Annotated in this window: 3 protein-coding genes and 2 pseudogenes; 3 read left to right on the top strand and 2 right to left on the bottom strand. The window is 59.6% G+C overall.

Annotated features, from left to right (window positions below; translation table 11 throughout):
• The 3 genes and pseudogenes from AC0L30_RS38515 to AC0L30_RS38505 all read left to right on the top strand — a co-directional run.
• Nucleotides 1-230: pseudogene (locus tag AC0L30_RS38515) on the top strand (IS110 family transposase); the annotation flags it as partial.
• 372 nt (nt 231-602) lie between these two features.
• Nucleotides 603-788: pseudogene (locus tag AC0L30_RS38510) on the top strand (IS110 family RNA-guided transposase); the annotation flags it as partial.
• A 257-nt stretch (nt 789-1,045) separates the two neighbouring features.
• Nucleotides 1,046-1,321, top strand: a complete 276-nt coding sequence (locus AC0L30_RS38505) for a hypothetical protein (RefSeq protein ID WP_473406454.1) — start codon at nt 1,046-1,048, stop codon at nt 1,319-1,321.
• Between the two features lie 131 nt (nt 1,322-1,452).
• Here AC0L30_RS38505 and AC0L30_RS38500 read toward each other — a convergent pair whose 3' ends face one another.
• Nucleotides 1,453-4,140, bottom strand: coding sequence for an AAA family ATPase (locus tag AC0L30_RS38500; protein ID WP_473406453.1), 2,688 nt, complete (start codon nt 4,138-4,140; stop codon nt 1,453-1,455).
• A 24-nt stretch (nt 4,141-4,164) separates the two neighbouring features.
• The gene (locus AC0L30_RS38495; RefSeq protein ID WP_473406452.1) at nt 4,165-7,656 is read right to left on the bottom strand and encodes an ATP-binding protein; all 3,492 of its coding nucleotides are present in this window, start codon (nt 7,654-7,656) and stop codon (nt 4,165-4,167) included.
• Nucleotides 7,657-7,658 lie beyond the last annotated feature (2 nt).

Here is a 7,658-nt window from a genome sequence, read left to right as displayed (position 1 = left end):
CAAAGCGTGGAAATCGGCAACTACGGACGCTCTTGATCGTTGGTGCGACCTCTATCATCAAGCTTGCTAAACGAGGCGTGAGAGTCCCGCTCTGGATTCGGACCATGCTGCAAAGACCGCCGGTCAAGGTCGTATCGGTCGCGCTCGCTAATAAGATTGCGCGCACGATCTGGGCCTTGCTGGTCAGAGGAGGCATCTATCATGCGCCGGCCGCAATGCTGAAATCCTAATCTCAAGAGCTTTCCGGCGGAAGAAGAAAGCTGCCGAGGAGGCAAGGTACAAATCTGGATGAACCTCGAATGACGTCATTCCCGGTAGCAATCAGATCCCCTGACTCACTGCGCTTCGAGCGCGAGAAATTGATTGGGCGATTGCTTCCGCGGATATCATCGTGGCCAGCGGTCAGGCGCCGCATTCACAGGCCGAACATATGACGCACCGTCATCCCCTATTCTACCAGAAAAAGATCTTGCAGCCCGGGCCGTTCCACATATGAGTCAGAGCCAAATTTGCAAACGATGACGTAATTGCGGTCGGCGCTCGTGGCAGACAACCTCCATTTTCGTTGAGCCCTCGCAATCAAATGATTCGAAGGAGCTCCCATGAAGCAGTACGTCGGGCTGGAGGTCTCACAGAGAGAAACCGCTGTGTGCGTTGTCAACGAGTCTGGTCAAGTAATCTTCGAAGGGAAAGCCAAGTCTAATCCTGGTGTGTTGACTGACCTGCTTAACAAACATGCGTCTCATGCCGAGCGTATCGGCTTCGAGACCGGTGCGATGGCGAGTTGGCGCAACAACTCCAGTTCGTACTCGTTGAGGCTGCCCTTGAGCCCGACAGCAGGCGGTCGTTGCCGTGCCTCGGCGCATAGATGGTCTCCTGATCGACCAGAACGGTATCGACCACGCGGCACATCTCGATGAGTTGCTGCCAATCTCGGCTGTTGCGGGCGAAGCGCGAGACCTCGCGGGCGCAAACCGCACCAACCTTACCGAGGCAACTCTCGCTCTCGGCCCGCTACGAGAAGGCGCGCCGGGGCGAGTTGGTTGTGGCGGCGCCCGTCGGCTTCGTGAAGGCCGGCGACCGTTACGAGAAAGATCCGGATCGGCGTGTCCAGGAAGCGATCAAGCTGGTGTTCGACAAGGTCGAGGAACTGGGCAGCGCGCGACAGGCGCTCTGCTGGCTCCACGAGTACAATCTCGATCTACCAGTGAAGCAGTCCAACGGCGACACAGCCTGGCGGCGACCAAGTTACGAGTCTCTGTCCCAGCTGCGGGAGCAAGCGAGTCTGCGGCAGCGTGGGCCGGGCTACGTCTCAAGGTAAGTCGATTCTGCCGCGTCAATCTTCGCTTCATCACCGCGGGAATAGATTGGATGTTGTGAGGTCGGACCTGGAAGCATCCTTCCGATCTCCGATTGGCATCTGTTAACGCGGATTCGAGAGGAAAATTCGACCTACAATAAAGTCGCCTTGGGAGGTTTCTCTAACTCAGCACGGCGCTTTTCAGCATCCTTTTTCCGCTTGTTGGCGTCAACACGGTATTGGTCAATTGCATCGAGATCACTTTTCATCTCGGCTGGTGTCGGAATGGGGATCGCCTTGCCGGCCGCCATGTCGTGTCCTGAGCGTTCTGAGACGCGCTTCATCGCCCAGTAGACTTGCTTATGATCGTCATCTTCGACAACGACCATGCGCAAGCTCTGTGTTTTGACCTCGCAGTTGAATCGTTCAACGACCTTTCCTAACAGGACCTCCTCAACGAATCGCTCCCAAGTTTCCCTGAGATCGGTGTAGAAGTCTTTTGCAAGCCGCCGCCATGTGTCTGTCGTGAAATCCGCGACGCCATCAAAGCCCTTCAGCCGCACCTTGAGCGTTTCAATGCGTTTCGTCACGGACTGAGCAATCCATGGTTCATCGGTTTCGCTGATCAAACCAAAGCCAGCAGATTCCGACTTATTGATGTAGTTTCGGACCAGAGGGACCGCTGGAGTGGCCTGCGCGGCAGCGTCAACCACCTCATTGAAGAACAGAAGATTATGCGTGAAGATGATGACTTGGCGTCCCGCGGCCGCTTCTTTCACAAGTCTCGCGGCCACCCGCCTGATGCGAACGTGATCGAGAGACGATACCGGATCGTCGATGATCATACCTTGGCGCGATGTGTCTCCGCCGACCTCTGCCAGAAAACAGGCTAGTGCAAGCGCGCGCTGCTCACCTTCGCTCAGAACCTTACTGTTCGGGGTGGCTTTGGCCGCGTTGAGCCCAACCTCGAAATAGCTTTGCCCATCTTGGCTTCGATCATTGACGGCAAACGGGATGTGCGTCAGCGCCAAGGCCTCAATCTCGGCGACGATGCGTTTCTCGAGATTCTCCATGACGAGGCTGCGTCGCAGCGATGTCATCTGCCGGGAGACTGAACCAGTCTCGACGACATCGCAGCATGTGAGAAGCTTGCGGCGCTCTTCCAAATCCGTCAGACGCGCTAGAACCACGGCGAGATCGTCAGACAGTTTCTTGCGATCCTTGAGCGCGTCGCGTCGCGCCCGATCCACAGCGCGATTGCCATCGTTGGCCGCGGCCTTGTCATCTGCCAGCGCTTCAGCCTCCAGTGTTTCCACCTCCGTCTGAATATTCGTCGCGATAGAGGCGGTAAGCGAATGGAGCGCGGCAAAGTCGGCCATCGCGGCAACACCGACAATCGCATCCCGCCTCTTGCCGGCAGCCGCGAAATAAGCCGCAATGAGTGGTACCATCTCCCTGCGCTTGGCCGCTAGATCGCCAAATTCGCCTAGCGCGGCGTCGACTGCATCGCTGGTCGGGATGGCAAGATCCTTGATCTGACGGAGGGCTTCGCCATGAGCAACGGACGCAGCGAGCGCCGCCTTGTTTGCAGCACCTGTAACGAAATCGTTGAATGCTCGCACACGAGCTGCAGCGCCGGCTGTCATTGGCTCCTGGCAGAGCATACAACGATCGCCTTCCTGGTCAGGCAAATGTTGGTGATCGGATTCGATGATAGTCGCTGCGTAGGCGCGCGCATGGTCGAACATGAGCCGCCAGGGAGAAAGGCCGACTCCGGCGAGCGGCATAGTCGCGAAGGCGCCCGACGCGGCGAGCTTCGTAGCCTGGGCGGTCGAATCGGCGGTCGCATATAGATCGCGATAGGCGTCAACGGCGGCAACGGAGAGCGCCTCATCGATCTGTCCCGACGCTGTCAGGAATTTTTGTAAAGCTGCCTTGGCGCGTCGGCGTTTTGCCGCCATCGTTGAAGGGTCGCTTGCCAGAGCCTGCTCGAGGCTGGCAAGCTCTGCCGTATCCTGCTCTGAGTCCGCCGCCAGCTTCCTGATTTCATTGGTGGAAGGCAATGCTTCCTTAGACTTTATTTCGAGGCGAGCGAAAAGCTTTGCGACTGCGCCGGCAGTCGTGTATCCGCCGGGCAGCGGTGTTTTCAGTTTCTTCTCAATCGCTTTGATTTCTTCCCGAAATTCTGCCTCCAGCTCACCGCGAATGAGGCCATGGCGTTCGAGAAGTGCGATGGCTGCCGGCAGAAAACCGATCCGATTTTGCTTGTCGACGTAGAGGCGCGCATTGGCGGAGTCGAAAACGGAGATCCGGGCGATTGGCGCAGGCGGTTGTGCTCCATCCTTCCAGGTGACGGGAGTGGGCTCCGTGGCGCCGTCTTCGAGAAACCGCACAAGCACTTCGGCCGGCGGTTTGACGCCGATCTCAAATACGTTGCCGAGAAGGTCGTCCGCTGTCAGGCTACGGCATAGTTTCTTGGCTATACGGCAATAGCCGCTTTTGCCGCTTCCGTTATCGCCATAGATGACGGTAACACCGTCGGTGGCGAAGCGCAGTTGCTGTTCTTCCGCGAGCCGGTTCAGGTGCTTGACAGGACCCAGCGAGCAGAGCACCGCGCGGGGCCCGTTCGAGTTGCTTGTCTTCAAATGCTCCGCCGCAAGCGGCGAGCACGTCGGCGCTGTATCCGACACAAATCCGCCTGCGTGGCGGACCCGAGCGGCCACGGCGCTCCTATCTTCCTGATCAAGCATGAAGCCGGGCTGTCCAGCGTGTCGTCTCAGGGCATCCCTGATCCATTCATGCTGCTTGTCCGCCCATTCCAGCAATCCAACCGCGGCCATCCTCGTCCCCCAGCCTTGTTATCGTTATATGTGTTGATCCGTTCCGATCTTGTGGATTCGCGTGCCGGGACAGACTTTCTTCGCAATGTCGCACAGGTGGTTGTGGTGCGTCAGGTAGATGACCTGGCCTGCCTCTGCCATGTCGGCGAATAGCCTGAATGCTTCTTCGGCGCGAAAATCGTCAAACGTCTCCATAATGTCGTCAGCAACGAACGGCACCGGACTGCGTGCTTGAACGAATTCGTGGTAGCCAGCCATGCGCAGGGCCAAATAGAGCTGAAAGCGCGTGCCTTTCGACAATTCGTGGGCGGATTTCGAGCCGCCGGCCGACGACAAGGCGATCAAGGTCTCGCCGTCCTTGGCGGGCTGGGCCGCGAGTCCACTGTAGTTGCCGCGACTCACTGTTCGGAATGCCGCAGAGGCGCGCGTCATCATCGAGCTGCGATGGTGCTCACGATAGGTGCGCAACGCCTGCTCCATGGCGATCATTCCCGCACGGAATTGCAGGTAGCGTCCTGCGCCGTCCTGGATTTCAAGGAGCGTCGTGCGGCGACGTTCCTCGATTTCCGCGACCTTCGAATCCCCTCCGATCGCCTCGACTTGATCAATCGCCTGGCTTCGCGTTGCGAATAGCTCGTGACAGCGCTTGTCCTGGTCGTCGAAACGGGCTTTCAGCTCAATCAACTCGGCCTCCAGCCCCGATCGATCGGCAGTAACGAGAAAGCGTTCGGCTTCAGTGACATCGGACATGCGTAGTGCTTCGCGGATTTCAGCCTCCGCATCCTCGACATGCCCCTGCAGCTCACTTCGCTTGGCAACGTCTAGAAGTTTTCCGGCGACCTCGGCCAGGGAGGAAACTCCAAAGAACGATGTCATCCTGCTTTTCTGCTCTTTGTGAACCGCCAGCGTCTCGGCAAGCGACCGTTCCCTCTTCCGCGCGTCTTCGAGATTATCCATCGCCTTGGCGCGACGTGCGTGATCCGCGGCCGCATCGCGAACACGGTCACCGATATGCCGGGCCAGATCCAGCACTGTGCGTGAGGCAGCCGGAATCGACATCTCGCCGCAGATGGCCGCGACTTCATCGCCAAACGCGGTCTGGTCCTTCTCCATCTTTGCGATGCGATCGACCAAGCCCGCCTTCTTTTCGAGAGCCGGGCCAAGCTCGGCTGCGGCTGACAGGATCTCGCGCACGGTTGCAAGCGTCGGTATTTCCGCCGGATCGCCGAGCCAGCATGCCTTGCACGCCGTCGCCCAGAACTTAGACCATATCTGCTCGTCTGCGCTCGACTGCTCTGCGGCGTGTTCGCGATGCAGCAGCTCACGCTTTCGTTCGCCTAGCGCAGCGCGCAATGCACGGATTGCGCCGTCGCGGTCCAGAATCTCCTGAGCGGCCCCGAGTAGATCTTCGAATCCAGACTCAGGCCCATGGGAGAGGCCGACAGCATCGAGCGCGGTTTTCAGCCGGTCATGAGCCTCCTGCTCATCGGCCTTCGCCTCGCGTAGGTCGCGTTCAGCCGTGAGAACGGCTTCTCGTATGTCCAGTACCTTCTCGCGCCACGCCAGCCACCCTTCGAGGTCTGTCAGCGCGACGTTGTCGCCAAATGACGTCGCCATTTCGCGAACGGCAGCAGCGATCTCATCACGGATTGACTGCACGGCCGCGGCAGCGGCGCCTTTGAGTTCAAGGGTCCGCCTCAACTCCGCTGTGGCAATCGAGAGTGAGTGAGCGATCTGATGCAGCTTCGCCAAATCTGACATGTGCACCTGGCGGTTGGATGTGATTATGTCGTCGCGCCGCAACGCGCGCTCGAACGCATCGGCTGATGCGGCATCAAGATCGTGCCGGTGCGCTGACCACGCCTGCTCGCGCTCCATCCGGATGGCGGCCGCCTCTTGGTCGAAGATAATCCCCGTCATGCCGCCGATGGCATCACGCTCCGCCTCGAGCCGGCGTGTCTCGCTCGTCAGCCGCTCGACATCGCCAACATGGCGCCAGACGTCCTGCTCTGCATCATCAAGCGCTGTCTTCCATCCTCGGATCGTGTCCCCAGTTGGGCATCGCATCGCCAGGAGATCCTCGGTCTGGCCCTGCCAAGGATTTAACGTACGGAGGTGATCGGTCAGAGCAGTGATTGCCGCTTCCCGAGCCCTCTCCGCCAGATGGCGCCGGGCAACATGGTCGGCGTTGCGCGAAGCGGCGACGGCGGCCGTCAATCGGGCGATAGCATTGTGCCAGCCTTGGTCCGGTTCCGCATCCTGTCCGGCTTCGCGTAGCGCTTTGTCGGCCTCCGTCAGACGGCGACGGGCATCAGCAAGCTCCGTCGTGGCAGTCCGGATGGCATTGTCAACGCCGGAACGGGATTCGACCAATTCGCGCAGGCGACCGATCGTCGAAGCGCCGAGCAAGAGCCGTCGGGGGTCCGTTTCCCCGTCCCGCTCCATCCTGGTCAAGATGCCGGAGACGGCCAGATCTGCGGCTTGCAGTTGCAGCCGGCGGTCCGGGATATCCTTCTCAGCTGTCATATGACGGGCTCGCAGGTCGGCCAGCCGCTCCATTCTGCTGACCAGCTGCAATGCCGGCTCGTCAATGACGATCGACTCCACTTCAGCGCCGAGTCTCTCCACCTCGTCGGAAATCGCTTGCGTTTGCACACCGAGCTCGATCTCCTGCTTCTGCAGCGTCGGCAGGTCCCCGCTCCAGGATGCAGGCGGAACGGGCAGCTCTGCGAGCCGCTGGAGGCGTTCGCGGACCGCTTGGAGCGCGGCGAGACGCGGCAAAGCGGCAAGATGACGCTGAATTTCATCGAGTCGCGCCTGGATGCGCGTGCGTTCACCAATCGCGTCGTCATAATGTGACGAAGCCCGGTCGCGAACGTCGATGAGCCGCGCGTAGTCGGATGCCAGCGTATCGAACCGCTCGCGTTCGGCCTTCAATTCGGCGAGACGCGTTTTGAGATCGGCGAGAATCCCGCTCCGCGAGCGATGTTTATAAAAGCCATCAGCCTCTGCGCTGAGGTCGAGCAACTTGCGGCTGAGATCGGAAAGGCCCGCGCTGGCCGAAAACAGCAGCTCTCCAAGGTCGCCCTTGCTGGCGAGAATGCTCTCGCCCCCTTTCTCCAGGGTGTCGTCATCGAGCGAAAACATGGTGCGATATGACTCACGATCGATGCCGCCCAGTTCGCTAAGGATGACGCTTTCGGCAATCGGTCGATCGTCGGAATCAAGCAGGCTGTTCTGCGGCCGCTTGATGCGGACGAGCTCCCGGGCTTCGGCGGCGAACTCGAGGACGCCGCCCACCCTCATGGTTGGATAGGGATGCAGGAAGCCGAATGGATTCTGCGTGCCCATTCCGAACAGCAGATCGAGAAAAGCCGCGAGAGCCGTTGATTTTCCCGCCTCGTTGGGACCGTAGACGATGTGCAGGTCGGGTGAGTCCTTTGCCTTTTCACCGAAATCAATGCTCTGACCTGTGAAGTTCCCGAAGCGAGTGAGATCGAGGCGTTTGAGGCGCATGA

The organism is Bradyrhizobium sp. MI1.11 (assembly GCF_055811255.1).
Note: the sequence above shows the minus strand (reverse complement) of the source record. Positions and strands in the feature narration are given on the sequence as shown.